General features: G+C 56.8%; 26 protein-coding genes. 5 read left to right on the forward strand and 21 right to left on the reverse strand.

Annotated elements, in window-relative coordinates:
* Nucleotides 1–37 precede the first annotated feature (37 nt).
* From ACPT9Q_RS03240 to ACPT9Q_RS03270, 7 genes are read right to left on the reverse strand one after another with little or no spacing between them, the layout of a single operon-like run.
* Nucleotides 38–1,144: an ATP-binding cassette domain-containing protein gene (locus ACPT9Q_RS03240; protein WP_017872467.1), complete on the reverse strand. Its 1,107-nt coding sequence runs from the start codon at nt 1,142–1,144 to the stop codon at nt 38–40.
* 11 nt (nt 1,145–1,155) lie between these two features.
* Nucleotides 1,156–2,256, reverse strand: coding sequence for an ATP-binding cassette domain-containing protein (locus tag ACPT9Q_RS03245; protein WP_017872466.1), 1,101 nt, complete (start codon nt 2,254–2,256; stop codon nt 1,156–1,158).
* Nucleotides 2,257–3,084 (reverse strand): ABC transporter permease subunit, encoded by an 828-nt coding sequence (locus tag ACPT9Q_RS03250; protein WP_017872465.1) that lies wholly within the window; start codon nt 3,082–3,084, stop codon nt 2,257–2,259.
* 9 nt (nt 3,085–3,093) lie between these two features.
* A complete protein-coding gene (locus tag ACPT9Q_RS03255; protein ID WP_427366309.1) occupies nt 3,094–4,020 on the reverse strand; it encodes a carbohydrate ABC transporter permease in 927 nt (308 codons plus the stop codon).
* A 29-nt stretch (nt 4,021–4,049) separates the two neighbouring features.
* Nucleotides 4,050–4,283 (reverse strand): putative signal transducing protein, encoded by a 234-nt coding sequence (locus ACPT9Q_RS03260; protein ID WP_017872463.1) that lies wholly within the window; start codon nt 4,281–4,283, stop codon nt 4,050–4,052.
* Complete coding sequence (locus tag ACPT9Q_RS03265; RefSeq protein WP_017872462.1) at nt 4,280–4,978, reverse strand: L-ribulose-5-phosphate 4-epimerase AraD; 699 nt, start codon at nt 4,976–4,978, stop codon at nt 4,280–4,282. Before ACPT9Q_RS03265 ends, ACPT9Q_RS03260 begins: the two co-directional genes overlap by 4 nt.
* Nucleotides 4,971–5,447, reverse strand: a complete 477-nt coding sequence (locus tag ACPT9Q_RS03270; RefSeq protein ID WP_427366310.1) for a flavodoxin family protein — start codon at nt 5,445–5,447, stop codon at nt 4,971–4,973. Before ACPT9Q_RS03270 ends, ACPT9Q_RS03265 begins: the two co-directional genes overlap by 8 nt.
* A 72-nt stretch (nt 5,448–5,519) precedes the next feature.
* Here ACPT9Q_RS03270 and ACPT9Q_RS03275 point away from each other — a divergent pair, with 72 nt between their 5' ends.
* Together ACPT9Q_RS03275 and ACPT9Q_RS03280 are read left to right on the forward strand one after the other, a co-directional pair.
* On the forward strand, nt 5,520–6,332 hold the full coding sequence (locus ACPT9Q_RS03275) for a LuxR C-terminal-related transcriptional regulator (RefSeq protein ID WP_427366311.1): 813 nt from the start codon (nt 5,520–5,522) through the stop codon (nt 6,330–6,332).
* Between the two features lie 87 nt (nt 6,333–6,419).
* Entirely contained in the window at nt 6,420–7,658 is a 1,239-nt protein-coding gene (locus tag ACPT9Q_RS03280) for a hypothetical protein (RefSeq protein WP_017872459.1), read from the forward strand.
* Here the strand turns inward: ACPT9Q_RS03280 and ACPT9Q_RS03285 are convergent.
* Genes ACPT9Q_RS03285 through ACPT9Q_RS03350 form a run of 14 tightly spaced genes read right to left on the reverse strand, consistent with a single transcriptional unit; the run spans nt 7,645 to nt 19,067 of the window.
* Nucleotides 7,645–8,634 carry an ABC transporter ATP-binding protein gene (locus tag ACPT9Q_RS03285; protein ID WP_427366312.1) on the reverse strand — a complete coding sequence of 330 codons (990 nt, stop codon included), beginning with the start codon at nt 8,632–8,634 and terminating at the stop codon, nt 7,645–7,647. The two genes, ACPT9Q_RS03280 and ACPT9Q_RS03285, sit on opposite strands and share 14 nt — an antisense overlap.
* Before the next feature lies 1 nt (nt 8,635).
* Nucleotides 8,636–9,559, reverse strand: a complete 924-nt coding sequence (locus ACPT9Q_RS03290) for a glycine betaine ABC transporter substrate-binding protein (protein ID WP_017872457.1) — start codon at nt 9,557–9,559, stop codon at nt 8,636–8,638.
* A 14-nt stretch (nt 9,560–9,573) separates the two neighbouring features.
* Entirely contained in the window at nt 9,574–10,218 is a 645-nt protein-coding gene (locus tag ACPT9Q_RS03295) for an ABC transporter permease (RefSeq protein WP_427366313.1), read from the reverse strand.
* An 11-nt stretch (nt 10,219–10,229) separates the two neighbouring features.
* On the reverse strand, nt 10,230–10,577 hold the full coding sequence (locus ACPT9Q_RS03300) for a DsrE family protein (protein ID WP_017872455.1): 348 nt from the start codon (nt 10,575–10,577) through the stop codon (nt 10,230–10,232).
* Between the two features lie 36 nt (nt 10,578–10,613).
* Entirely contained in the window at nt 10,614–11,693 is a 1,080-nt protein-coding gene (locus tag ACPT9Q_RS03305) for an A/G-specific adenine glycosylase (RefSeq protein ID WP_427366315.1), read from the reverse strand.
* A complete protein-coding gene (locus tag ACPT9Q_RS03310) occupies nt 11,683–13,269 on the reverse strand; it encodes an ABC transporter substrate-binding protein (RefSeq protein ID WP_017872453.1) in 1,587 nt (528 codons plus the stop codon). Before ACPT9Q_RS03310 ends, ACPT9Q_RS03305 begins: the two co-directional genes overlap by 11 nt.
* Before the next feature lie 29 nt (nt 13,270–13,298).
* The gene (locus ACPT9Q_RS03315; RefSeq protein WP_017872452.1) at nt 13,299–14,264 is read right to left on the reverse strand and encodes an oligopeptide/dipeptide ABC transporter ATP-binding protein; all 966 of its coding nucleotides are present in this window, start codon (nt 14,262–14,264) and stop codon (nt 13,299–13,301) included.
* Nucleotides 14,249–15,214 (reverse strand): oligopeptide/dipeptide ABC transporter ATP-binding protein, encoded by a 966-nt coding sequence (locus tag ACPT9Q_RS03320; RefSeq protein WP_017872451.1) that lies wholly within the window; start codon nt 15,212–15,214, stop codon nt 14,249–14,251. Before ACPT9Q_RS03320 ends, ACPT9Q_RS03315 begins: the two co-directional genes overlap by 16 nt.
* Before the next feature lie 2 nt (nt 15,215–15,216).
* Nucleotides 15,217–16,086 (reverse strand): ABC transporter permease subunit, encoded by an 870-nt coding sequence (locus tag ACPT9Q_RS03325; RefSeq protein WP_017872450.1) that lies wholly within the window; start codon nt 16,084–16,086, stop codon nt 15,217–15,219.
* Nucleotides 16,083–17,087 carry an ABC transporter permease subunit gene (locus tag ACPT9Q_RS03330; protein ID WP_026137204.1) on the reverse strand — a complete coding sequence of 335 codons (1,005 nt, stop codon included), beginning with the start codon at nt 17,085–17,087 and terminating at the stop codon, nt 16,083–16,085. The genes ACPT9Q_RS03325 and ACPT9Q_RS03330 overlap by 4 nt, the downstream gene beginning before the upstream one ends.
* 44 nt (nt 17,088–17,131) lie before the next feature.
* Nucleotides 17,132–17,368 carry a cytochrome b5 domain-containing protein gene (locus ACPT9Q_RS03335; protein ID WP_026137203.1) on the reverse strand — a complete coding sequence of 79 codons (237 nt, stop codon included), beginning with the start codon at nt 17,366–17,368 and terminating at the stop codon, nt 17,132–17,134.
* A gap of 40 nt (nt 17,369–17,408) precedes the next feature.
* On the reverse strand, nt 17,409–17,960 hold the full coding sequence (gene dps, locus ACPT9Q_RS03340; protein ID WP_017872447.1) for a DNA protection during starvation protein: 552 nt from the start codon (nt 17,958–17,960) through the stop codon (nt 17,409–17,411).
* Nucleotides 17,961–17,974: 14 nt separating this feature from the next.
* A complete protein-coding gene (locus ACPT9Q_RS03345; protein ID WP_017872446.1) occupies nt 17,975–18,637 on the reverse strand; it encodes a peroxiredoxin in 663 nt (220 codons plus the stop codon).
* Complete coding sequence (locus ACPT9Q_RS03350) at nt 18,621–19,067, reverse strand: transcriptional repressor (RefSeq protein WP_017872445.1); 447 nt, start codon at nt 19,065–19,067, stop codon at nt 18,621–18,623. Before ACPT9Q_RS03350 ends, ACPT9Q_RS03345 begins: the two co-directional genes overlap by 17 nt.
* Before the next feature lie 402 nt (nt 19,068–19,469).
* Between ACPT9Q_RS03350 and ACPT9Q_RS03355 the strand changes: the two genes are divergently transcribed.
* The 3 genes from ACPT9Q_RS03355 to pstA are packed head-to-tail and all read left to right on the forward strand — an operon-like array spanning nt 19,470 to nt 22,303.
* Entirely contained in the window at nt 19,470–20,462 is a 993-nt protein-coding gene (locus ACPT9Q_RS03355; protein ID WP_017872443.1) for a phosphate ABC transporter substrate-binding protein PstS family protein, read from the forward strand.
* A 54-nt stretch (nt 20,463–20,516) separates the two neighbouring features.
* Nucleotides 20,517–21,422, forward strand: coding sequence for a phosphate ABC transporter permease subunit PstC (gene pstC / locus ACPT9Q_RS03360; protein WP_017872442.1), 906 nt, complete (start codon nt 20,517–20,519; stop codon nt 21,420–21,422).
* Nucleotides 21,419–22,303: a phosphate ABC transporter permease PstA gene (gene pstA / locus ACPT9Q_RS03365; protein ID WP_427366318.1), complete on the forward strand. Its 885-nt coding sequence runs from the start codon at nt 21,419–21,421 to the stop codon at nt 22,301–22,303. The genes pstC and pstA overlap by 4 nt, the downstream gene beginning before the upstream one ends.
* Nucleotides 22,304–22,535 lie beyond the last annotated feature (232 nt).

Here is a 22,535-nt window from a genome sequence, read left to right on the forward strand (position 1 = left end):
TTCTCGAGGAATCGGAGAATAGCGTTTTGAGAGTATCTCACCCCCTCCCTTCGAGTCGCCTCTCGGTCCTGGGATCAAAGAGGTGCCAGAAGCCTTCCTCAAACCGTACCCAAACCTTTTGTCCCACTTCAGGGGTAAAACCAAGGGTATCCCGGCGAAGTCGGGCTTTGAAGATCACGTCTTCCCTTCTCAAGGTGAGGATATACTCGTTACTCTGAGGCTCAACAACCTCAAGTACCGCAGGGAACGAACCACTTCCAGGTTGCAACGTACACAGAACATTCTCTGGCCGAACCCCCAGAATCACCCTGGGGATATTCTGTCTCCTCAAAAGTGCCCCCTGGTGCGCATCAAGGGGGAGCGAAAACGCCTGGGAGACAAGGAAAACTTGACCGTTTCCCTCCTGAACCTCAAGGGAAAAGAAGTTCATCCGGGGCGTGCCGATGAACCCAGCGACGAAGAGGTTCTCGGGTTTCTCGTATACCTCTTCAGGAGTCCCCACCTGCTTTACCTCACCGAAATCCATAACCACCATGATATCAGCCACCGCCTGGGCTTCGGTTTGATCGTGGGTGACGTAAACCGTGGTGATGCCCAGGGTCTCCTGAATTTTCCGGATTTCTGCTCGCATCTCCACTCGGAGCTTTGCGTCGAGATTCCCTAGGGGTTCATCCAGAAGGTAGATTTTGGGCCGGCGAACCAGGGCCCTGCCCAGGGCCACCCGCTGCTGCTGGCCTCCTGAGAGCTGTCCCGGATAGCGGTCAAGGAGGAACTCCATGTGAAGGAGCCGGGTCACCTCTTCGATGCGTCGCGCCATTTCCTGCGGGGAGAGTTTCTCCGCATAGAGAGGGAACATCCAGTTCTCCCGAACGGTCATGTGCGGGTACAGGGCAAAGGTCTGGAAACACATGGCCACGTCCCGCTCTCCGGGAAGGATGTGGAGAGCCGGTTTCCCCCCAAGGTACACCATGCCACGCTCGGGTTTCGTGAGTCCTGCAATGACCCGGAGCACTGTGGTTTTCCCGCACCCAGAGGGACCGGTAATGACACACAGCGACCCCTCGGGGACGGTGAAGCTCACGTCCCTGAGCACCACGTTTTTCCCGTAGCGGACCCGGACATTCTCCAGACGAATCTCCGACATCCCATTCCCCCTCAGAGAAGGCGTTTCTCCGTCACCGGGTCAAAGACGTAGAGGTAGCGGTCCTCGAAGAAGACCCGCATCCTCTCTCCCCCTCGAGGAGACCCCGGAAGGTTGCGCTTCTCAAGCCGAACTTTAACGATTTCCTCACCCACCCTGAGGTCAATAATGTACTCATTGCTCTGGGGCTCGACCACGTATACTTCACCGGTGAGTGTATTCTCCTCTTTCTCCTCCGAGGCAAGAACGAGGTGTTCCGGACGAATCCCAAGGATGACCTCTTCCTGTGGCAAACCGACCAGCTTCCCCTCAAGCTCCCTGGAGAAACAAAGGCGCACGCCGTTCCCCTGAAACGCAAGTCTTTCTCCTCGCACAAGGACTCCCCGCAGGAAGTTCATGGCCGGCATGCCGATGAACCCCGCCACGAAGAGGTTCGCCGGATTTTCGTAAATCTCGATGGGCTTCCCCACCTGCTGCACTCGCCCCTGGTGCATCACCATGATCTTGTCCGCAAGACCCTGGGCTTCGGTCTGGTCATGGGTGACGTAAATGGTGGTGATCCGGAGCTCCTGCTGGAGCTTGCGAAGATTCGCCCGCATCTCCACCCGGAGCCGGGCATCGAGCTGGCTCAGTGGTTCATCCATGAGGAAGAGCCGGGGTTTACGGATGAGCGCCCGGCCGATGGCCACACGCTGCCTTTGCCCTGCGGAGAGCTCCTGAGGGTACCGGTCGAGGAAATCCTCAAGATGCAGGAAATGGGCAATTTCCTCCACACGCTTTGCGATCTCCTGCCGGGAAAGACGCCTGGCCTGGAGGGGGAAGGCGAGCTGCTCCCGAACGGTCATGTGCGGGTACAGGGCGTAACTCTGGAAAATCATGGCCACGTTCCGGTCCCCGGGATAGAGGTCGTTGATGACCTGCCCATCAAGGTAAATCTTGCCTGAGGTGGGTCGAACGAATCCCGCGATCATCCTGAGGGTTGAGGTCTTCCCGCACCCCGAAGGGCCAAGGAAAACACAAAGTTCTCCGTCTTCCACCACGAGGTCCACGTCTCGAACCGCATGGGTATGCTTCCCATACCAGAGGTTGAGCTTCTCAAGCACCAGGGTTGCCATCTACCGCATCCTCCCGAAACTCATGCCCCTGATGAGCTCATTCCGCACAAACACCGTGAACACCACAACGGGAACCATGAAAATCACCGCCGCTGCAGAAATTCGCCCCCAGTCAGTCCCAAGAAAGGTCTGGAGCTTTGCCAGTCCCACCGGGGCCGTGACGGCTTTCCTTGTGGTCAGGGTCAGGGCCACGAGGAATTCGTTGAGCGACTGGATGAGGCAAAAGATGGCGGTGGTGGCCAGTCCAGGCCGGACAAGGGGGAGGCTCACCCTGAAGAACACCTGGGCAGGGGAATACCCATCGAGTTTTGCCGCCTCCTCAAGCTCTATGGGAATTTCGTCGAAAAAGCCCTTAAGGACCCAGATGGAAAAGGAAATGTTGAAGATGCAGTACACAAGGACAAGCGCCAGGGTCGTATCGAGAAGCCCCAGAGAACGGAAAAGAAGGTAGAAAGGAATGACCACCGCTATAGGAGGCAGCATCCTGAGTGACAGAATCCAGAAAAGGATGTTGTCGCTGCCCCGGATGGGATACCGGGAGAAACCATAAGCTGTGAGACTGCCAAAGACCAGGGAAACCCCGGTGGAAATCGCCGCAACGAGGAGGCTGTTTTTGAGCTGGTACAGGAAGTCAGAGTGGAGAATATCCCGATAGTTCTGAAGGGTAGGGAGGAAAATCCACTTCGGTGGGAGTACAAAGATTTCCAGACGGGTCTTCAAGGAAGCAAGGACAACCCAGACCAGGGGGAACATAAAGGCCAGGGTGATGCCCAGAGCCACAACCAGAAAGACCACTCGTCGGATGACTATCTTTGCTTCTTCACGCATACTGACCCCTCACAACCCGGTATCCACCATCTCCCGGGGGATTTTCCTGCGGGGACTCAGGATTTTGAGGAGAACGTTCACCAGAACGTTGACAATAATCACAACAAACCAGGAAATGGCCGAAGCTACCCCGACTTTGAAGAAGGAAAAGAGGTTCCGGTACCCGAGAAGCGAAAGGGTGGTGGTAAGGTCTCCCGGCCCTCCACCAGTGAGGATGTAGGGGACGTCGAACATTTTGAGGGTATCGATGGATCGGAAAAGGACTGCAAGGAGAATGGGCATGCGCAGATACGGAAGGTAGATGTTCCGAAAGCGCATCCAGGGACTTGCCCGGTCAAGGGTCGCTGCCTCCTGGAGTTCCTGGGGGATGGTGCCAAGGCCTGCCAGAATAAGGAGCACCACAAAGGGCGTCCACTGCCAGACATCGGTAATGATGATACCCCAGATGGCAAAGCGGGGATCGGTGAGCCATTCCACAGCCTGAAACCCAAGCCGTTCCAGGAAGAAGTTCACAAGCCCAAACGTCTGGTCAAGGAGCAATCGCCAGAAAAGACCAGCCACAAGAGGGGCGAGCATCATGGGAAGGAAAATGAGGACCCGAAAAACACCCATTCCCGGAACCTTCTGACTCAGGGCAAAACCAAGGAGCAGTCCCAGTCCCATTTCAATCGCAAGGCACGTCAGGGTGATGCGAAGGGTGACCCAGGTCACCAGCCAGAACTGCTCGCTCCGGAAAAGCTGCGCGTAATTGCCAAAACCGATGAAGCGGGGCTCCCGGCCACGGACGTAGTCATAAAAGCTGATGCGCACAGAGTACACAAGAGGAAAAAGCACCATGAGGACGAGGAACACAATGGTAGGAAGGAAAAGGAGCAGCTGAAAACGTCGTTCCTCGCGGCGACGCCGCCTCACTAGGACATCGATATGCTCTGCCAAATTTCCCCCTCCTTCAAAGGACAATGATATTATATCCTTTCCTCACCCTTTTCCTCAAGTCCTGCCAGAATCCCCCGGGCCCTGGCGAAACTCCTCTCAGGGACCTGGACCTCAAAAGGTCCTGTGTCACCAAAGTAGGCTGTTCCTCCGTAGGGACTTGTAGCGGGCCTTAAAAGTACCCGGATACCCTCCGCCTCAAGGTACCCCCGGATGAGCTCCGCCTCCACTCGATTTGCCACCACCTTAAGGGTTTGGTACCTCACGTTTCCCTCCTCTGACCGTAGTATGCCCCTGGCCCGTGCTTTCGGAAAAAGTGCTTCTCAAGAAGTGCCCGGGGAATGCTCTCTAACGTGGGATTCAAAAGCAAAGCGTAATAGGTGGTCTTTGCCACTTCTTCAAGCACAACGCTTGCATGGACCGCGTCCATGGGGTCTTTCCCCCAGGTGAAGGGACCGTGACCAGCCACAAGCACCCCGGGAATCGCCTCGTAGTCAAGATCCCGGAAACACTCCACGATCACCCTGCCTGTTGCCCGCTCGTACTCTCTTTCAATCTCCTCCCGGGTCAGGAGGCGGGTACATGGAACAGGGCCGAAGAAGGTATCCGCCTGAGTGGTACCAAGGCAGGGGATGCTCCTTTGCGCCTGAGCAAAGACACAGGCCCAGGAAGAATGGGTATGAGCGACTCCGCCGATTTTTTCGAAGTTCCTGTAGAGCTCAAGGTGCGTTGGAGTATCCGAAGATGGATTGAGTTTTCCTTCCACTACCCTTCCTTCAAGGTCCACTACCACCATGTGTTCCGCCTTCAGCACATCATAAGGAACACCACTTGGTTTAATGACCACAAGACCTCGTTCCCGGTCAATCCCGCTCACATTTCCCCACGTGAGCAGCACAAGCCCCTGGCGTTGCAGTTCAAGATTTGCCTGCCAGACCGCTTTCTTGAGTTCCTCAAGCATGGTTTTCTCCTCCCTCTGCTACGAGTATCCTCAGGAAACGGGCAAATTTCCTGGCCTTTCCAAGCTCTTTCTCCCCGGGTTTCCCCCGGTTGATTCCTCCAAACACCCGCAGTACCCCAAAGGTATCATACCCCTTGCAGGTGAAACTCCCAAGAACGGCAAAGCCTTTCTGCCTCAGGAGTTCCTCAAGGGGCCGGTTGGCGATGGCTCTCCCCAGGCCACTTGTGGAAAAGACGAACACCTTCTGCCCCTGCCCACAGGACAAACGCTCCACAAAAGCCACAAGTCGCTCGTGGAATTTCCCAAAGTAGATTCCAGAGCCAAAACCCACAAGGTCAAAGGCCGCGAGATCTTCTGGCGCCAGTTCCTCAGGCTCCCGAATCTGGCTTTCGAGCACCTCCCCTATGGCCTGGGCCACACGGCGGGTATTCCCGTGGTGGACCGACACAACCACGATGAGGCTTTTCACCACTTCCTCCTTCTTGCCTTCCTCCTCCCCTTCCGGTATTCTAAAAGAAAAACTCGAGGAGGGAAACCCCTCTTGGACATCCTGAGCATTCCGGGTGAGATGCTCGATGCTTTAGAAGAGGGTGTAAGCATTCTCGACACCCGCTTCCGTGTCCTTGAAATGAACACCACCATGCATCAGTGGTACGCTCATCGAAAATTCCGTCCCGGTGAAAAATGCTACAAGATGTACCACGGGAGAAGCACTCCCTGTACTTTCTGCCCTACCCGTAACGCCCTCCGGGAAAGGCGCGTTGCCACGGGAATCGTCCCCTACCACGGACCACAGAGAGAGATCCAGGGATGGCAGAGGCTCATTGTTTTCCCCCTCTGCGACGGCAACGGAAAGATTGTCGGTGCCATTGAGTACGTGGAAGACATCACGAAAGAAAAGGTGCTCGAAGCGGAAGTGGAAAAGCTCAGGGTCACCGAACGCCTCCTCAGGGGGCAGGTCGCCCTGCTTGGAGAGCTCCTTGAAAAGGAGAAAGAGGAAAAACGCCACCGGGAAGAGGAACGCCGGAGGCTCTTTGCTGCTGGTATTCGGCCACTCCTTTCTCTGCTCCGAGAAGCCCTCTCCTCTGAGATCCAGAGAATGCTCCTTGACACCCTCGAGAAAGCCCTGGATAGTCTCTGTGGGGGAGAAGACACGTCCCAGGCGCCTTCTCTAACACCCCGGGAATGGGAAGTTGCCCGGCTTCTCGCCCAGGGATTAACGAGCAAAGAAATCGCCGAGGTCCTTTCGATTTCCAAAAAGGCTGTGGACTTCCACCGGGGCAACATCCGGAAAAAACTGGGAATCCAGAAGACAAAGGAATCACTCTTTGCCGCTCTGCAACGCTCGAGGTAGTCCTGGAATTTCCCGGGGATTTTTCTGGTATTCCTTCTCGAGCCTCTCCTCCCTATCCTTGAAGAAAAAAGGAGAGGAGGGAAACTTATGGAAAAGTCCCCTCTTTTCACCCCCATTGCCATCGGGAAGAAAGAAGCCACGAATCGCCTGGTTATCAACGCCATGGAGTGCTGCGATTCTGATGAACTCGGTAACCCCTCTCCCCGAACCTACCGGCGCTATGCCAGGCTCTTTGAGGGGGGCGCAGGGGTGATCTTCCTTGAGGCCATCACCGTGAGCTACGAGAGCCGGGCCCGCCTGAACCAGCTGAGCATCATGCCCCACAACGCCAAAGCCCTCGAGAAGTTCGTTACCGAGATGAAACGTGTGAACCCTAAGCCGCTTTTCATCTTCCAGCTCACCCATGCAGGAGAGCTGAGCAACCCCGAGTTCTCCCGAAGAGTCTGCGTAAAGCCTCTTCCAGGCCTTGGCGGAGACCTTCTCAGCGAAGAGGACGTTGACGCCATCGTCGACCAGTTCGTCCTGGGTGCAAGGATTGCCTATGATGCAGGGGCCGATGGTGTTGACGTGAAGCTCTGCCACGGGTACCTTGGAACCCAGATCCTGCGTCCTTACAACGACCGTCCCTGGAAGTACGGGGGACCCTGGGAGCGGCGGCGGCAATTCGCCTTTGAAATCTATGAGCGGATACGCAAGGCAATCCCCGACCCAAATTTCCTTTTGGGTTCCAAGGTCACCATGTGGGAGGGGATTCCGGGAGGACAGGGCTGTGCCGGTCCGGACACGGCCATCATGGACCTTTCTGAGCCCCTGGATCTCCTCCGGGGTCTCAAGGAACGGGGAGCGAATTTCGTCCTTGTCTCGGCAGGAAATCCCTCGCTCACCATTGCCCTGGCGCACCCGGACAAACGTATCCCCGACTACGCTTACCTCCACCACTTCTTCCAGAAAGAGGCCCGAAAGGTCCTTGCCCCGGAAGTCGTCACCATGGGGTCGGCGTACTCCATCTTCCGGGACGGGAACAACAATTTCCTCGGCGTAGAACGGGAAAAGAGCTCCCTGCTCTACTGGGGGAATAAAAACATCGAAGACGGCGTGGTGGACATGATCGCCATCGGCCGGCAGTCTCTGGCAGACCCCTTCCTCCCCAAAAAGCTCCTTGAGGGAAAGCCCGAAGAGGTCCGGTGGTGCACGCTCTGCGACGCCTGTATGGAACTCCTCATCCGGCAACAGCCCACCGGATGCGTGGTACACGAGAAAGAGTACGCCGAAATCCTCCGGGAAACCCGCAAAAAGTATGGCGTTTTGAAATTCAAGCACACGTGAAGGAGAGTTTTTCCTCGAGATACCGGTGGAGCAAACGGCACAGGTCCTCGAACTCCAGAATCCCTACCACACGGCCTGTGCCGTCCTCGGTAACCGCAAGGGTTCTCCTTGATGCAAGAATCATCCGGTGCAGGGCGTCCTCCAAAGACGCAGAAACGGGTACAGAAGGACAGGTACCGGGGAGTTCCTGGATTTTCCGGAGAGGTGCATCTCCGACCCGGATCGTCCGGAGCACCTGAACGATGCCTCCCCTCCCCAGGAATGCTTCCACGAAGGGGTCCGGGGGAGCAAGAAGGAGTTCATGCGGTCGACCCACCCCAAGCATCCGCCCTCCTCGCATGACCCCAAGGCGGGTAGAAAGCTTCAGCGCCTCCTCAAGGTCATGGGTTACAAAGAGGATGGTCTTTTTGAGCTTTCGGTGGAGTTCCAGGAGTTCGTCCTGGAGCCGCATTCGGGTAATCTGGTCGAGCGCCCCAAAGGGTTCATCCATCACAATGAGCTTTGGGTCGGCTGCCAGGGCCCTGGCTACCCCAACCCGCTGACGTTCTCCCCCGCTCAGCTCCCCGGGGAAACGCCGCAGGTACGATTCGTCAAGACCGATGACCCCAAGGAGTTCCCGGGCTCTCTGCCGACGAACCTGCAGGGGGACTCCCATAATGGCCAGAACATAGGTCATGTTCTCTTCAACGGTGAGATGAGGGAAAAGCCCTATCTGCTGAATCACGTAGCCGACGCTTCGACGAAGGGCAATGGGGTCCCATGCCCGCACATCCCGGCCATAGACGAAAATCCTTCCTGAGGTGGGCTCAAGGAGCCGGTTCACCATTTTGAGGAGCGTCGTTTTGCCACACCCCGAGGGACCGATGAGGCAGAAAAACTCCCCCTCCTCAACCTCGAAGGAAACCCCCTCGAGGGCCCGGACACCTCGAGCATACTCCTTCGTCACTTCCTGGAAGACCACAACCGGATTTCCCAAGTCAGAGAAGCCCCTCTCGTTCTAAAAACTCCCGGGCCACGTCTTTCGGGTCCCGGCGTTCCTCATCCACGAGGTAATTCATCTCGGTCATCTCCGCATCGCTGATCTTCCCCTCGAGGAGCCCAAGTACCCTCCCGACCTCAGGATAACGGTCAAGGACTTCCTTCCGGATCACCGGGGCACAGAGATAAGAGGGGAAAAATTGCCGATCGTCTTCGAGTACCACAAGGTCAAACTTCCGCAAAAGCCCATCGGTGGAAAAGGCGTTGATGACGTCGACCTCACGGGAGACAATCGCCGGGTACTTCAGGGCAATGGCCATCTGCCGTGTGGCCTTGAAGCGGAAACCGTAGGTCCTGACGAGATTCTCATATCCATCCTGGCGTTCGAAAAAGTCCGGCTCGGCCCCGAAGACGTACCGCTCGGAAACCCGGGCAAGGTCGGAAAAGGTCCGGAGCCCATCTCGTTCTGCTGATGCTCTCCGAACCGCAAGGGTGAAGGTGTTGTTGAAACCGAAAAGGGGCAACCACACAAGACCAAAACGCTCCTCGTATTCCCGTTTTACCGCTTCATAGAGCTTGAGAGGATCCTGGATAATCTCCCGGTGTTTCAACACCTCCTGCCAGGCAGTCCCGGTGTACTCCGGGTAAAGGTCGATCTCACCAGCAAGGAGTGCCGGGTGGAGAATGGAGGTTGTTCCCCCCTCGATAATCCGCCGCTCAACGGAAAGGTTCGTGCGGCGGCGCAAAAGCTCTGCCATGATTTCCGCAAGGATGTAGGACTCGGTGAAGGGTTTGTTGCTCACCACGATTTTCCCCGGTTCTCTGGCTTCGGCCAGGGAACGGACGCACCACCCCTGCGCAAAACCAGAGCTCCCGCCCAAAAGCAAGACCACAAAAAGTCCCACTATGAAAAAGCGCTTCATGCTTCATCCTCCTTTCATAAGCGCAAACGCCTCATGAGCTGCCTTTCAAGGACAGCGAACATCCCATCAGCCCCAAGGGCAAGTGCGGCGACCAGGAGACTCCCGAGCACGATGAGCTCAGGATAGTAAGAGGTAATGCCACGGAAGATGAGCACCCCAAGACCCCCTGCACCGATGAAAGCGGCAATGGTGGCCATGGAAATCGTCATCACCACAATGGTCCGGAGCCCAGCCACAATCACCGGGAGCGCCAGGGGGATCTGGACCCGCCAGAGCAACTGCCAGTCAGTGCTCCCCATGCCCTTTGCGGCCTCCACGATGGCCGGATCCACCGTCGTGATGCCCACGTAGGTGTTCCGTACAAGGGGCAGGAGGCCGTAAATGAAGAGGGCAAAAAGCGTTGGTCGCAGGCCGATGCCAAAAAGTGGAATCATGAACCCAAAAAGGGCCAGAGCCGGGATGGTGTAGAGGACACCGGTTGTGGCGATGATCCAGAAGGCCACACGCCGGAAACGGGCAATGAGGATGCCCAGGGGGACACCGCAGAGCGCAATGAAAAGACAGGCCAGAAGGGAAATCACCACGTGTTCTCGGAGGCTTGAGAGCACCAGGGCTTTCCGCTCTACTGCAAGGAGTAACACCCGAACGAAGAACGCCACCGTTGCCACCCCTAAAGCACAAGCACCGTAAAGCCCTCTTCGGCGAAGCGCCGGATACTCGGGTGGCCGTTCATCTCGTCAAGCAGGGGAAGACCTTCCTGCTGCACCGCCTCAAGGACCCCCATTTTGGCCGAGCATGCCCTGCAGGCCCCGGCAATACCTCCCTGGGACTTTACCTTCTCATAAAGGGTATGGAGCGGGTGGTCCTTTTGGGAAAGACGAGGAATGAGCCGTGTGGCCGCTCCCTCAAAGACAATTTTCAGAACCTTCCCTGACACCGCATAGTCCAGGGCGTACAGAAGTACGTGGATGAAACACATCTCTTCATCCCGGAAGACGAAAAATACGGTTTTCTCCACATGGTTCACCTCCTTTACGGGAAGAAAACCGCAACCCTAAGGTCGGTATTCCCCAGGACATCCCAGAGCAAGAGCTTTCCGAAAGAGCGAAGGCAGAGGGTACTGAAAAAGTTCACGAAAGGCCACCCACGCTGCTCCTGAAAGCGTACCCGTTCTTTTCCCGGAAACCCTGAGGACCCTTGCCCGCACCCGGTACCGGGTATAGGCATGAGCGACCACGCCGCATTCCTTCAAGGCCAGAGGCGAGAAACCGTAACGCTTACCAAGGGCGTCAATCCACACCCGGGGGTCTTCCCCGTCCTGCTCCCTGAGGGGCAGTCCCCAAAGACCGGGAAAGAGCTTACCTTCGCTTTTTGTGAGGAGTACCTCTTCCCCCGCACAGCACACCGCAACGCAAATCTCAAGAAGAGTACGCCGTTGTCGGATGCGACTTTCTTTCCCCGCATCCTTCACAAAGGCGCAAAACCTCTGGAAAGGGCACGGAAAACAGCGAGGTTTTCGAGAAAGGCAGACCAGCGACCCGAAATCCATCAGGGCCTCGTTGAGATGACGAGCCTTTCCGGAAGGCATATGGGAAACGAGGAGGTTGCCTATCTCACAGAGGTTCGCACCCTCTTTAGCACCGAAAACCCTCGAGAGCACACGCCGCACATTGGTGTCAAGTGCAAGTACAGGCAAATTGTACCCGATGCCTAAGATGGCCGAGGCGATATATGGTCCGATGCCTGGAAGGCGCCGCAGGGTTGTGATATCAGCAGGGATATGGCCCTGGAAATGCTCCACAATCCTCTGTGCCGCTTCATGGAGGTGGTGAGCCCTCCGGTAGTACCCGAGGCCTTCCCAGGCAAGGAGTACCTCCTCCCGCGGGGCCGAAGCCAGGGCGAAGACGTCGGGGAAACGCTCAAGGAAGCGGAGGTAATAGGGGACAACCCGTGGCACCTGGGTCTGGGCAAGCATCACCTCTGCAACCAAGACCCGATACGGAGAGTACTCAGCTCTCCAGGGAAGATCCCGCCGGTTATTTGCAAACCACTGGAAAAGGCGCTCGAGGAATTCCTCTAGGTTCAGGAGCCCCGGGTCTTCTCCGGGGCTCCTGTCCTCTCGATTACTCCTCAAGCCACACACTCTGGAAGTACTTCCGGTCCAGAGGATGGAGCACAAATCCCTTCACGTTTTTCCGGAGCACCATCTGGAGCTTGGCGTGCGCCAGGGGTACCCAGGGGGCATCGTTGTGGATGATTTCCTGAGCCTTCCTGTAGAGGGCCTCACGCTCCTTCTGGTCATACGTTTGCTGGGCTTTGATGAGAATTTCGTGGAGCTCGTCGTTCCGGTAAAACGCCACGTTCCCGGCACTCCCCACGATGGCGTTGTCCTTGTCAAGGAGTACGTAGAGGAAGTTGTCGGGGTCACCGTTGTCCCCAATCCACCCAAGAAGGCACATAGGGTGCTTTCCTGCCTCGGTCTCCTGGAGGTAGGTCCCCCACTCCACGGTGTAGATGTTCGCCCGGATCCCTACCTCCTCGAGGTCGGCTTGAATAGCCTCAGCGATTTTCGGGGGATCGAACATGTACGGGCGGGAAACCGGCATGACCCAGAGCGTCGTCTCAAAGCCGTTGGGGTACCCCGCCTCGGCAAGGAGCGCTTTCGCTCTCTCCGGGTCGTACTCGTAATCCTCAATATCATCGTTGTACCCCCACATGGTGGGCGGGATGGGGTTCTTCGCCGGGACTGCCGTCCCCCTGTAGAGGTGCTCCACAATGGCCTTTTTGTTGATTGCGTGGTTTATGGCCCTCCGGACCCGAACGTCCCCAAAGGGTTTCTGGAAACCGGGAGTGTCCTCCCCCATGTTCATGGCGAGATACCCAACGTTGATGCCAGGAAGCTCAAGGAGGACAAGGTCAGGGTTTTTGGCAATCCGTTCAAGGTCATCGGGGTTGGGGTACTCCATGCAGTGGATGGAACCCTTCTCAAGCTCAAGAAGCCGCACCGAAGGGTCGGGAATGACCCGGAAGATGATGCGGTCAAGATACGGACGTCCACCCCAGTAGTCCTCAAAAGCCTCCACCGTCATGTGGTCATCCTTCACCCACTCCACGAATTTGAAGGGCCCTGTACCCACCGGGTTTTTGAAGAAGTCCCCCTTGTACTTCTCACAGGCGGTGGGGCTCACAACCGCCACGGTGAACATGGCCATGCTCGTGAGGAAGGAGGCATTGGGTTGAGAGAGGGTGATACGCACCGTGTAGTCGTCGACCTTCTCCACATCCTTCACGTAGTTGAACATCCACTGCCAGTACGCCCACTCCCCATACTGATGGAAGGGGTGGTTGGGGTCAAACTGGCGCTTGAAGGAGTACACCACGGCATCGGCATTGAAGTCGGTGCCGTCGTGGAACTTGACCCCCTTGCGGAGGTAGAAGGTGAAGGTGAGCCCGTCCTCGGAAACCTCCCAGGATTCGGCAAGCCACGGTTCGATTTCGGTGGTCCCGGGTTTGTACCGGACAAGCCCTTCGAACATCGCATCCGTCCGGGTGATGGAAATCCCGTCCGTTACGTCCGCCGGGTCAAGGCGCGTGGCATCCCCGGCACTCCCATAAATGAGCGTTCCACCATACCTTGGCTCCGAAGCCAGAGCAGGAAAGACGAAAAACGCTACAGCAAGACAGCACAGAAGGAACAACACCTTTCGCATAGCCAACCCTCCTTTGTGGATTTCCTCCATTATACCCCATAGAGATGGCAGAAAACCATATGTCCCTGGGGAGTGCAAAATGCCTCTGGGGAACGGAGGGCACATACCTCCATGCGCTTCGGGCACCGGGTATGGAAGCGACATCCCGAAGGAGGATGAATGGGGCTTGGAGGGTCGCCCTCGAGGATAACGCGCGTGGGTTGCCTTGCAGGGTCAGGGACCGGTATGGAGGCAAGAAGCACCTGGGTATACGGATGGAGGGGATTCGTAAAGAGTTCCTCGGTTGGTGCAACCTCCACAATTCTCCCAAGGTACATGACGGCAACCCGGTGGGAAATGTGGCGCACCACGCTGAGGTCATGGGTGATGAAGAGGTACGTGAGGTGCATCTTTTCCTGGAGCTCACAGAGGAGGTTGAGAATCTGTGCCCGCACAGAAACATCAAGGGCCGAGACCGGCTCGTCGCACACCACGAAGTCCGGTTCAAGGATGAGCGCCCGGGCGATACAGACACGTTGCCTCTGCCCTCCGGAGAACTCGTGAGGGTAATTCCTGAGGAGTTTCGGCTCAAGGCCAACCTGCAGCGCCATCATTTCCACTCTTTCCCGGCGAATACGGGGATTCCGTTCCCCGTGGATGATAAGAGGTTCTTCAAGAATGGAGAACACCGTTTTCCGGGGATTGAGTGCAGCAAAGGGGTCCTGGAAAACAATCTGCATGCGCCGGCGGTACGGCTGAAAATCCCGAAGAGAGAGGGAGAAAATATCTACTCCCTCAAAGAGCGCTGACCCCTCCGTGGGTTCAATGAGACGCAAAATACACCGGGCAAGGGTGCTCTTCCCGCAGCCCGTCTCTCCCACGAGCCCCAGGGTTTCCCCCCGAAAGATGGAGAGGGACACTCCACTCACGGCATCAACCGTTACCCGCTCTCCCCACCATTCTCCAGAAAGGAGAAACTGCTTTCGGAGATTCCGTATCTCTATAAGCGGTGGCATGCAACCTCGTGCCCTTTCTCAACTTCCCAAAGACGGGGCTCCTCTTCGCTGCAACGGGGCAGGCGTTCCCGGCAACGGGGATGAAACCGGCACCCTGAAGGCGGAGCAATGAGGTCTGGCACCGATCCCGGGATAGCCTCAAGACGAGACCTTTTCCCGTCAAGGCGAGGCAAAGCCCCAAGGAGTGCCCGGGTATAGGGGTGGAGAGGTCGGGCAAAAAGCGAAAGAACATCGGCCTTCTCCACGATTTTCCCGGCGTACATGACGGCAACCCGCTCACAGTACTCAGCCACAACACCGAGGTCATGGGTGATGAGGAGCACGGCGGTTTTCGTCTCTTTCTTGAGCGTTCTGATGAGCTCAAGAATCTGAGCCTGAACCGTGACATCAAGAGCCGTTGTTGGTTCATCGGCAATGAGGAGCTTTGGTCGACATGCCAGAGCCTGGGCAATCATAACCCGCTGGCGCATGCCTCCGGAGAGCTGGTGGGGGTACTGGTGCACGCGCCTTTCTGGCTCGGGAATGCGCACCATTCGCAAAAGTCGTACAGCTTCCCTCTGGGCTTCGCTTCGTGAAAGTCCCTGGTGGAGCATGAGGACCTCCACAATACCTTCCCCAACCGGGAACACGGGGTCAAGAGAGGTCATGGGTTCCTGAAAAATCATGGAGATCCGCTTCCCCCGGATTTTCAGCATCTCCTCTTCATCTTTCCGCACCAGGTCCTCCCCTTCGAAGACAATCTTCCCCTCCACAATCTTCCCCTGGGGTTTGGGGTAGAGTTTGAGGATCGAAAGTGCCGTCATGCTCTTGCCACACCCCGACTCCCCCACAAGACCAAGGGTCTCCTCTTCGAAGATCTCAAAACTCACTCCGTCAACAGCCCGCACGACTCCCCGGTGCGTGGTGATGTACGTCTTCAGGTTTTCAACCTGGAGGAGTACCGGCTTCATCGCTACATCCGGAGGCGAGGATCAAGGAGATCTCGCATCCCATCACCAAGGAGGTTCAACCCCAAGACCGCAAGCATAATGGCCAGCCCCGGAAAGGCCACCGCCCACCAGGCTCCCGAGGTCAGGGCCTTGTGGCTCCCCGAGAGCATTGCCCCCCACTCGGGCGCTGGTGGCATGGCTCCAAGCCCCAGAAACCCCAAAGCAGCGGCATCAAGAATGGCTCCAGCCACGCTCAACGTCGCATATACCACAGCCGGGGCAAGGACATTGGGGAGAATGTGGTGGAGGAGAATTCGGGCGTGGCTCGCCCCAAGCGCCCGTTCGGCCTCGATGAACTCCATTTCCCGGATGACCAGGGTGACACTCCGCACCACCCGGGCCATCTGGGGAGTGTAAACGATACCGATAGCGATCATCGCCTTTTCAAGCCCCGGACCTAAAGCAGCCATAATGGTGATCGCAAGGAGAATGCTCGGGAAAGCAAAGAGAATATCCACCACCCGCATGAGGGCAATATCCACCCATCCGCCGAAATACCCGGAAAGAAGCCCGAGGAACATTCCAAGGCCTGTAGAAATCGACACGGCAATCACACCAACAAGAAGGGAAGTCCTGGTTCCCCAGATGATGCGGGAGAGCACGCACCGCCCAAGGTAATCCGTTCCTAAAGGAAAACGGGCAAACTCCTTCCCCGCCCAGAACCCCGGCTGGTACCGGAGCGCAAGGTCGCGTTTGAGGGGGTCATTGGGGGCAAGAAGCCAGGGGAAAAGGGCAACGAAAACGTAGACCCCAAGGATGACAAGGCCCGCGAGAGCAGCCCGATTCCGGCACAGCAAACGAAAGGTTTCAGCGATGTCCTCGATGGTCCTCACCGGTATCGTATCCTCGGATTGATATAGGCATAGAGAATATCCGTCACAAGGTTTACAATCACGAAAACACAGGCGATAAAGAGTACTGCCCCCTGGATAGCCGGGTAGTCCCTGGCGTACACCGCATCCACCGTGTACCGCCCAAGACCCGGCCAGGCGAAAATCGTCTCGGTGAGGATGGCTCCTCCAAGGAGCAGCCCGAACTCCATGCCGATGACTGTCACAATGGGAATAAGGGCATTCCGCAATGCATGGCGGTAGATGACCAGTCGCTCCGGAAGGCCTTTCGCCCGTTCCGTGCGGATGAAATCCTGACGGATGACCTCAAGCATGGCCGAGCGGGTCATGCGGGCGATGAGCGCCATGGGGATGGTGCCAAGAGCAACCCCGGGGAGCACAAGATGCGCAAGGGCGTTCACAAAGGCCTTGCCGTTTCGAGTCAGGAGCGCGTCAAGGAGGTACAGCCCCGTGATGGTCCGAAGAGTGATCCCGGGGTCAAGGCGCCCTGAGATGGGCAAAAGGTCAAGGTAGAGCCCAAAAAAGAGCATGAGCATGAGGCCAAGCCAGAACACCGGAACCGAAATGCCGATGAGTGCCCCAACCATGGCAAGGTAATCGAAGAGCGAGTACTGCCGCACCGCAGAGAGGATACCCGCAGCCATCCCGAAAACCGTGGCGAACATCATGGCCACAAGGGAGAGCTCGAGCGTAGCGGGAAAACGCCCCAGAACCTCCTGGAGCACGGGGGCCTTTGTGGCGATGGAGAGCCCGAGATCCCCTCGCAGCGCACGCGAAAGCCAGATGCCGTACTGCACGTACAGAGGGCGGTCCAGACCCCACCGGACACGCACCGCCTCGATGAACTCCGGGGAGGCGTGTTCCCCTGCCATGACCTTCGCCGGATCCCCTGGAGCCAGGCGCACCACAAGGAAGACCACAAGAGAAATGCCAAAAAGAACAGGAATGGTGAAAAGCAACCGCCTCAGGACATATCGTACCATGCTGAGGCCATTATATCCTGAGGATATCCGGAGAGCAAGGAGAACTATTCCTCCACGAGTTCCCCCACCACGGGGAATCTCTCAAGAAGCTCTGCCCCATGAGGGGCTTCCCGCAACGCTTCGGTGAGGTCCTCCCCAGCGCTGTGCAATGCCTGGTGACGACCCCCCTTCCAGAGGAAACTTGAGGAGACGTCGTAGACCTTTCCCCCAAAGGCCACGTATGCAGGCCTTCCCTCTTTCCCATCGTAGTACCGAAGCTCAGCGTGGGTGAACCGCTTCATGAGAAGCACCCAAAAGGGGGCCCTGTCGGCCCCCTGCGTTTCATTTCAGGAACTTGGACACAAAGGGAGAGGTTTCCCCTCGCCGCATGAAGTGGCCTGAAGGACCCTCCCCCAAAAACTCCGAGAACCAGGATTCGTGTTCAATCTCCTCATGGAGAATGGAGAGCGCCAGGTCGTACGTGCGGTGGTCTTTTCCTGCGGTGAGGTTGCAGATATAGGTGTACTGGCGAACCGCACAGCGTTCCGCCTCAACGAGTACCTTGAGGATATCCTCAACGGTCTCGATTTTCGCTGGAAGGTACGCTGGAGGACAGCCCGAAATGTCGTGGAATGCCTTCATGTCCTTCGGGAGCGATCCACCGAGTTCGTAGATTCTTGGAACCAGTGCCTCGAAGTGGTTGCGGTCCTCAATACGGGCAACCTCTGCGATTTCCTTAATGGTCTCACCATCAAGGCCGATGAGATTGCACCGCAGGATGGTATAGTAGTAATACGTGGTCAATTCCGCTGCGGCATTCTTCACAAGAAGCTCCACAAGCTGATCCACGTTGATACCTGCCTTCTCCACCATTTCCCGCGCCACGCGCGCCATAACGAACCCCCCTTTTACAGTTTCTTATAGCAGAACCACCAGTCGAAACACTCAAGCTCTCCTCTCTTGGCCGCTTCCAGGCGTTCCCGGGCAAGGTCTTCCGTTCCTGCTGGCGGAACAATAACCTTGTCCCCGAGAAGTTCGTTATTCGGCCAGTTCTCAGGAAGAGCCACCTTATGGGCATCGGAGACCTGAAGCGCCTTCAGGGCTCGAAGAACTTCGTCAACGCTTCGTCCGACTTCCTGCGGGTAGTACATGACAAGCCGGAGGATACCCTTATCGTCCACGATGAACACTGCCCGGACGGTATTCGTCCCTTTCCCGGGGTGAATCATCCCGAGAGTCTGGGCCACCCGTCCAAGCTCATCGGCAATGACCGGGAAGGGAATGGGCACACCGAGCTTCTCCCGAATCCACTCCGTCCACTTGATGTGGGCAAAGACCTGGTCCACGGAAAGCCCGATGAGCTCAGTGTTCAGGGCCCGGAATGCTTCGGCCTTTTTGGCGAAGGCCACGAATTCGGTGGTACACACCGGAGTGAAGTCTCCAGGATGGCTGAAGAGCACAAACCATTTCCCGGCGTAATCGTCGGGGAGCTTCTTCATCCCGTGGGTGGTTTTGACTTCCATCTCGGGAAACCGCTCACCAAGAAGTGGCATTCTACCCAGATTTTCCATGAGATTCTCCTCCTTTCTGACATTCGGGGCAGATTCCCCGAAAGTACAGGTCTCGCCTTTTCACCAGAAAACCCTCGAGCGCTTCGTGGCGCAAGGACCCAAAATCCACGGAAAAATCGTACACCCTTCCACACACCTCACACTGGAAGTGCCCGTGTTCTCCGACTTTTGCGTCATACCGACCCTCGTGGCGTTCAATGGTGAGGGCCTGAACGACCCCAGCTTCAGAAAGTACTGCCAGGGCGTTGTAGACCGAAGCTCGAGAAAGCGTGGGGATTTCGGAGACCAAAGCCCGGTATATTTCCTCGGCTGTGGGGTGGGTCTTTTCCGTAAGGAGGTATTGCAGCACCTTCAGCCGCACGTACGAGGGGCGCACACCCCGGGACCGCAGAAACTCTTTCAGGTCTTCGGCGAATTTGACGATCCTCACCTCCCTGTACTTTGTACATTTTAAGATTAATTCTAAAACAAGAAAAAGTCAAGAGACCAGTGGAAAAATTTTGTACCAGCCCAAAAAGATGCCGCAGAGCCCTGGAGATGAACGGTTCTCCAGAAGACCCCAAGCAAGATATTCACAAAACGAAGGGCGAGTCTCCTTCTCCCCTGGAACCATTTACAGGCCTGAGCAGGCGAGAACTCCACTTTTGGCACAGATGAGGAAAGACCAGGGGGCAATACGCATCGGCAACCTTTCCAGGGTAAGCCAGAATAAGGGGTATGTTCCTCAACACAGGGACATTACAGATTTTTAACAAAACTTTAACCTGCGTTTTGCCCTCGTGTGTTTTTCGGCTTTCATAATGGAGGGAGAATCGAGAAAGGAGTGAGCGAAGTGAAAGTGAAGCAGTTCCTGGTTTTGGGTCTTTCTGCCTGTGCCCTGCTCATCTCTTTTGGTGCCCTGGCGGCGGAGAAAATCATCGCCGTCGACGGTTCAAGCACCGTCTACCCTATCACCGAAGCCGTGGCTGAGGAATTCCAGAAGGTGTACCAGGACGTTAAAGTCACGGTGGGGATTTCCGGTACCGGTGGCGGTTTCAAGCGGTTTGTCCGGGGAGAAACGGACATCAACGACGCTTCCCGTCCTATCAAAGCCTCGGAAATCGAGGCCTGCCAGCAGAACGGCATTGAGTTCATCGAGCTCCCCGTTGCTTTCGATGGTATTGCTGTAGTGGTGAATCCCAAAAACACCTGGGTGGATTACCTCACCGTGGAAGAGCTCAAGAAAATCTGGGAACCCGAAGCCCAGGGGAAACAAATTCGCTGGAGTGACATCCGTCCCGGATGGCCGGAAAAACCCATCACCCTCTTTGGTCCCGGAGTAGACTCCGGAACCTTTGAGTACTTTACCGAGGCCATTGTTGGCGAGGCAAAGAAAAGCCGGGGTGACTACGTGGCCAGCGAGGACGACAACGTCCTGGTCCAGGGAGTCGCCCAGGATGAGTACGCTCTGGGATACTTTGGCCTTGCGTACTACCTTGAGAATCAGGATATCTTGAAAGCCGTTCCCATCGACAGTGGCCAGGGCCCCGTGGCCCCCACGCCGGAAAACGTCAAGAATGGGACGTACAAACCCCTGAGCCGGCCTCTCTTCATCTACGTCAGTCGGAAAAGCGCCGATCGTGACGAGGTTGAGAAGTTCATCACCTTCTACCTCGAGCACGCCAAAGACCTCGTGGAAGAGGTCGGCTACGTCCCTCTCCCGGAGAACGCCTACGAACTCGCCCTTGAGCGTTTCAGAAAACGCGTCACCGGCTCGGTCTTTGGCGGGCACGGCGCCACGGTGGGAGTCTCCATAGAGGAACTCCTGAAAAAAGAAACGCAGTAGAAGAGGAGCTGGCCCGCTTCCCAGGAGGCGGGCCAGCAAAGTGGGTGAGGTCCTGTGAAGGAAACACAGCAGGTATTGCGGCGAGCCAAAAAAGAAGAGGCCTTTGTCCGGCATCTCTTTTTCGTCTTCAGTCTTGTGGCCATTTTCACCACTCTAGGTATCATCGGGATGCTCTTTTTCGAATCTGTTTTGTTCTTCCGGAAAGTCAATGTACTCTCCTTTCTCACCGACACCCAGTGGACCCCACTCTTCTATGAGAAACACTTCGGTATCCTGCCGCTTCTTTGCGGAACGTTCCTCACTACAGGCATTGCCGTTCTCGTTGCTGCACCTCTGGGGATCCTCATTGCCATTTTCCTCAGCGAGTACGCCACCCCGAGAACCAGGAGCATCTGCAAGCCTATTCTTGAGGTTCTGGCGGGAGTCCCCACCGTGGTCTACGGGTACTTTGCTCTACTCTTCGTCACCCCCCTCCTCAAGAGGGTTATCCCTTCTCTTGCCGGGTTCAACGCCCTCTCCCCTGGAATCGTCATGGGCATCATGATTTTGCCTTTAGTGTCTTCTCTCAGCGAGGATGCCATGCACGCCGTCCCCCAGAGCCTCCGGGAGGCCGGGTACGCCCTGGGCTCAACGAAGTTCGAGGTCGCCACAAAAATCGTTTTCCCTGCGGCGTTCTCGGGTGTCACTGCTTCGTTTATCCTTGCTCTGTCTCGAGCCATTGGGGAAACCATGCTCGTCACCATCGCCGCAGGGTCTATGCCCCAGCTCACCCTCAACCCCTTTGTCCCCATCATGACCATGACCGCCTTCATCGCCACGGTGAGCCTGGGTGATGTTCCCGCCGGGACTCTTGAGTACCAGACGATTTTCGCTGTGGGCCTTGTGCTCTTCCTCTTCACGTTCTTCCTCAATCTTATTGCCCGAAGACTCCGCCAGCGATTCCGGGAGGTGTACCAGTGAAAAGCACCCTGGGTACAGATATGCTCCTTGTTCGGAAAAGGCAGAAGGAAAAGGCGTTCCTGGTTCTTGCCACCCTGGCATTCCTTTTTTCCCTCATTGTGCTCTTCACCCTGATCATCGACGCCTTTCTGGACGGCCTTCCCCGCCTGAACCTGAAATTCCTCACGAGCTTCCCCTCCCGCAAGCCCGAAGAGGCCGGCATTCTTCCCGCCATGGTGGGGAGCATCTACGTCACCGTGCTGACCGTCCTTTTTGCCATCCCCCTGGGGGTAGGTAGCGCCGTGTACCTCGAGGTGTATGCCCCCAGGAATCGCCTGAGTGCCGCCATTGAGGCGAGCATCGCCACCTTAGGAGGCGTCCCCTCCATCATCTACGGCATGCTCGGCCTTGAGCTCTTCGCCCGTGTCCTGCAACTGGGACGGAGTCTCCTCACGGGAGCCCTGACCCTTGCTCTCCTTGTTCTCCCCATCGTCATCGTCTCCACCCGGGAGAGCCTGCGGGCTGTTCCTCAATCGCTCTGGGAAGCCGCCCTGGCCCTTGGGGCTACCCGCTGGCAGGCCCTCAAGGACCAGATTCTCCCTGTCGCTTTCCCTGGAATCCTCACCGGGATCATCCTTACGGTCTCCAGAGCCATCGGTGAAGCCGCGCCGCTCATCATGATCGGGGCACTGACCTACGTCGCCTTCCTCCCCCGGGGCGTCCTCTCTCCCTTCACCACCCTGCCCATCCAGATTTTCAACTGGGTTTCCCGTCCCCAGAAAGCCTTTCACGCCAACGCTGCCGCAGGAATCATCGTGCTTTTAGCCATTACCTTAAGCCTCAACGCCCTCTCCATAGTCCTGCGAAACCGGCTTGAAAAAAGGACGCCCCGCACGCTGTAAGAGTCTTTTTTTTATGGGCAAGGTTTGGGGTTCCCCTCCAAACGTGGAAGCCCAAAGTTTCCCCACAACCAATCCCTCCGTGCACAAGCAATGGATTCGCGGTCTTCACGGAGAGGCCTGGATAGGTTCACAGAGATCTGCGGTAGGTAAGGGAGACAAAAAGGGAGAGGCCCTGTATCCTAACTCGGGTATCGAAAAACCTAAGAGAAGAAAGGCCCTGCACCTGTATAAG

The organism is Candidatus Caldatribacterium saccharofermentans (assembly GCF_050267035.1).
Lineage (GTDB): Bacteria > Atribacterota > Atribacteria > Atribacterales > Caldatribacteriaceae > Caldatribacterium > Caldatribacterium saccharofermentans.

Excerpts from the sequence above, each read along its gene's own strand:
- ACPT9Q_RS03240 (WP_017872467.1), bottom strand. The coding sequence starts at position 1,144 with ATGTCGGAGATTCGTCTGGAGAATGTCCGGGTCCGCTACGGGAAAAAC.
- ACPT9Q_RS03245 (WP_017872466.1), bottom strand. The coding sequence starts at position 2,256 with ATGGCAACCCTGGTGCTTGAGAAGCTCAACCTCTGGTATGGGAAGCAT.
- ACPT9Q_RS03250 (WP_017872465.1), bottom strand. The coding sequence starts at position 3,084 with ATGCGTGAAGAAGCAAAGATAGTCATCCGACGAGTGGTCTTTCTGGTT.
- ACPT9Q_RS03265 (WP_017872462.1), bottom strand. The coding sequence starts at position 4,978 with ATGCTTGAGGAACTCAAGAAAGCGGTCTGGCAGGCAAATCTTGAACTG.
- ACPT9Q_RS03280 (WP_017872459.1), top strand. The coding sequence starts at position 6,420 with ATGGAAAAGTCCCCTCTTTTCACCCCCATTGCCATCGGGAAGAAAGAA.
- ACPT9Q_RS03290 (WP_017872457.1), bottom strand. The coding sequence starts at position 9,559 with ATGAAGCGCTTTTTCATAGTGGGACTTTTTGTGGTCTTGCTTTTGGGC.
- ACPT9Q_RS03310 (WP_017872453.1), bottom strand. The coding sequence starts at position 13,269 with ATGCGAAAGGTGTTGTTCCTTCTGTGCTGTCTTGCTGTAGCGTTTTTC.
- ACPT9Q_RS03315 (WP_017872452.1), bottom strand. The coding sequence starts at position 14,264 with ATGCCACCGCTTATAGAGATACGGAATCTCCGAAAGCAGTTTCTCCTT.
- ACPT9Q_RS03320 (WP_017872451.1), bottom strand. The coding sequence starts at position 15,214 with ATGAAGCCGGTACTCCTCCAGGTTGAAAACCTGAAGACGTACATCACC.
- ACPT9Q_RS03330 (WP_026137204.1), bottom strand. The coding sequence starts at position 17,087 with ATGGTACGATATGTCCTGAGGCGGTTGCTTTTCACCATTCCTGTTCTT.
- ACPT9Q_RS03335 (WP_026137203.1), bottom strand. The coding sequence starts at position 17,368 with ATGAAGCGGTTCACCCACGCTGAGCTTCGGTACTACGATGGGAAAGAG.
- dps (WP_017872447.1), bottom strand. The coding sequence starts at position 17,960 with ATGGCGCGCGTGGCGCGGGAAATGGTGGAGAAGGCAGGTATCAACGTG.
- ACPT9Q_RS03345 (WP_017872446.1), bottom strand. The coding sequence starts at position 18,637 with ATGGAAAATCTGGGTAGAATGCCACTTCTTGGTGAGCGGTTTCCCGAG.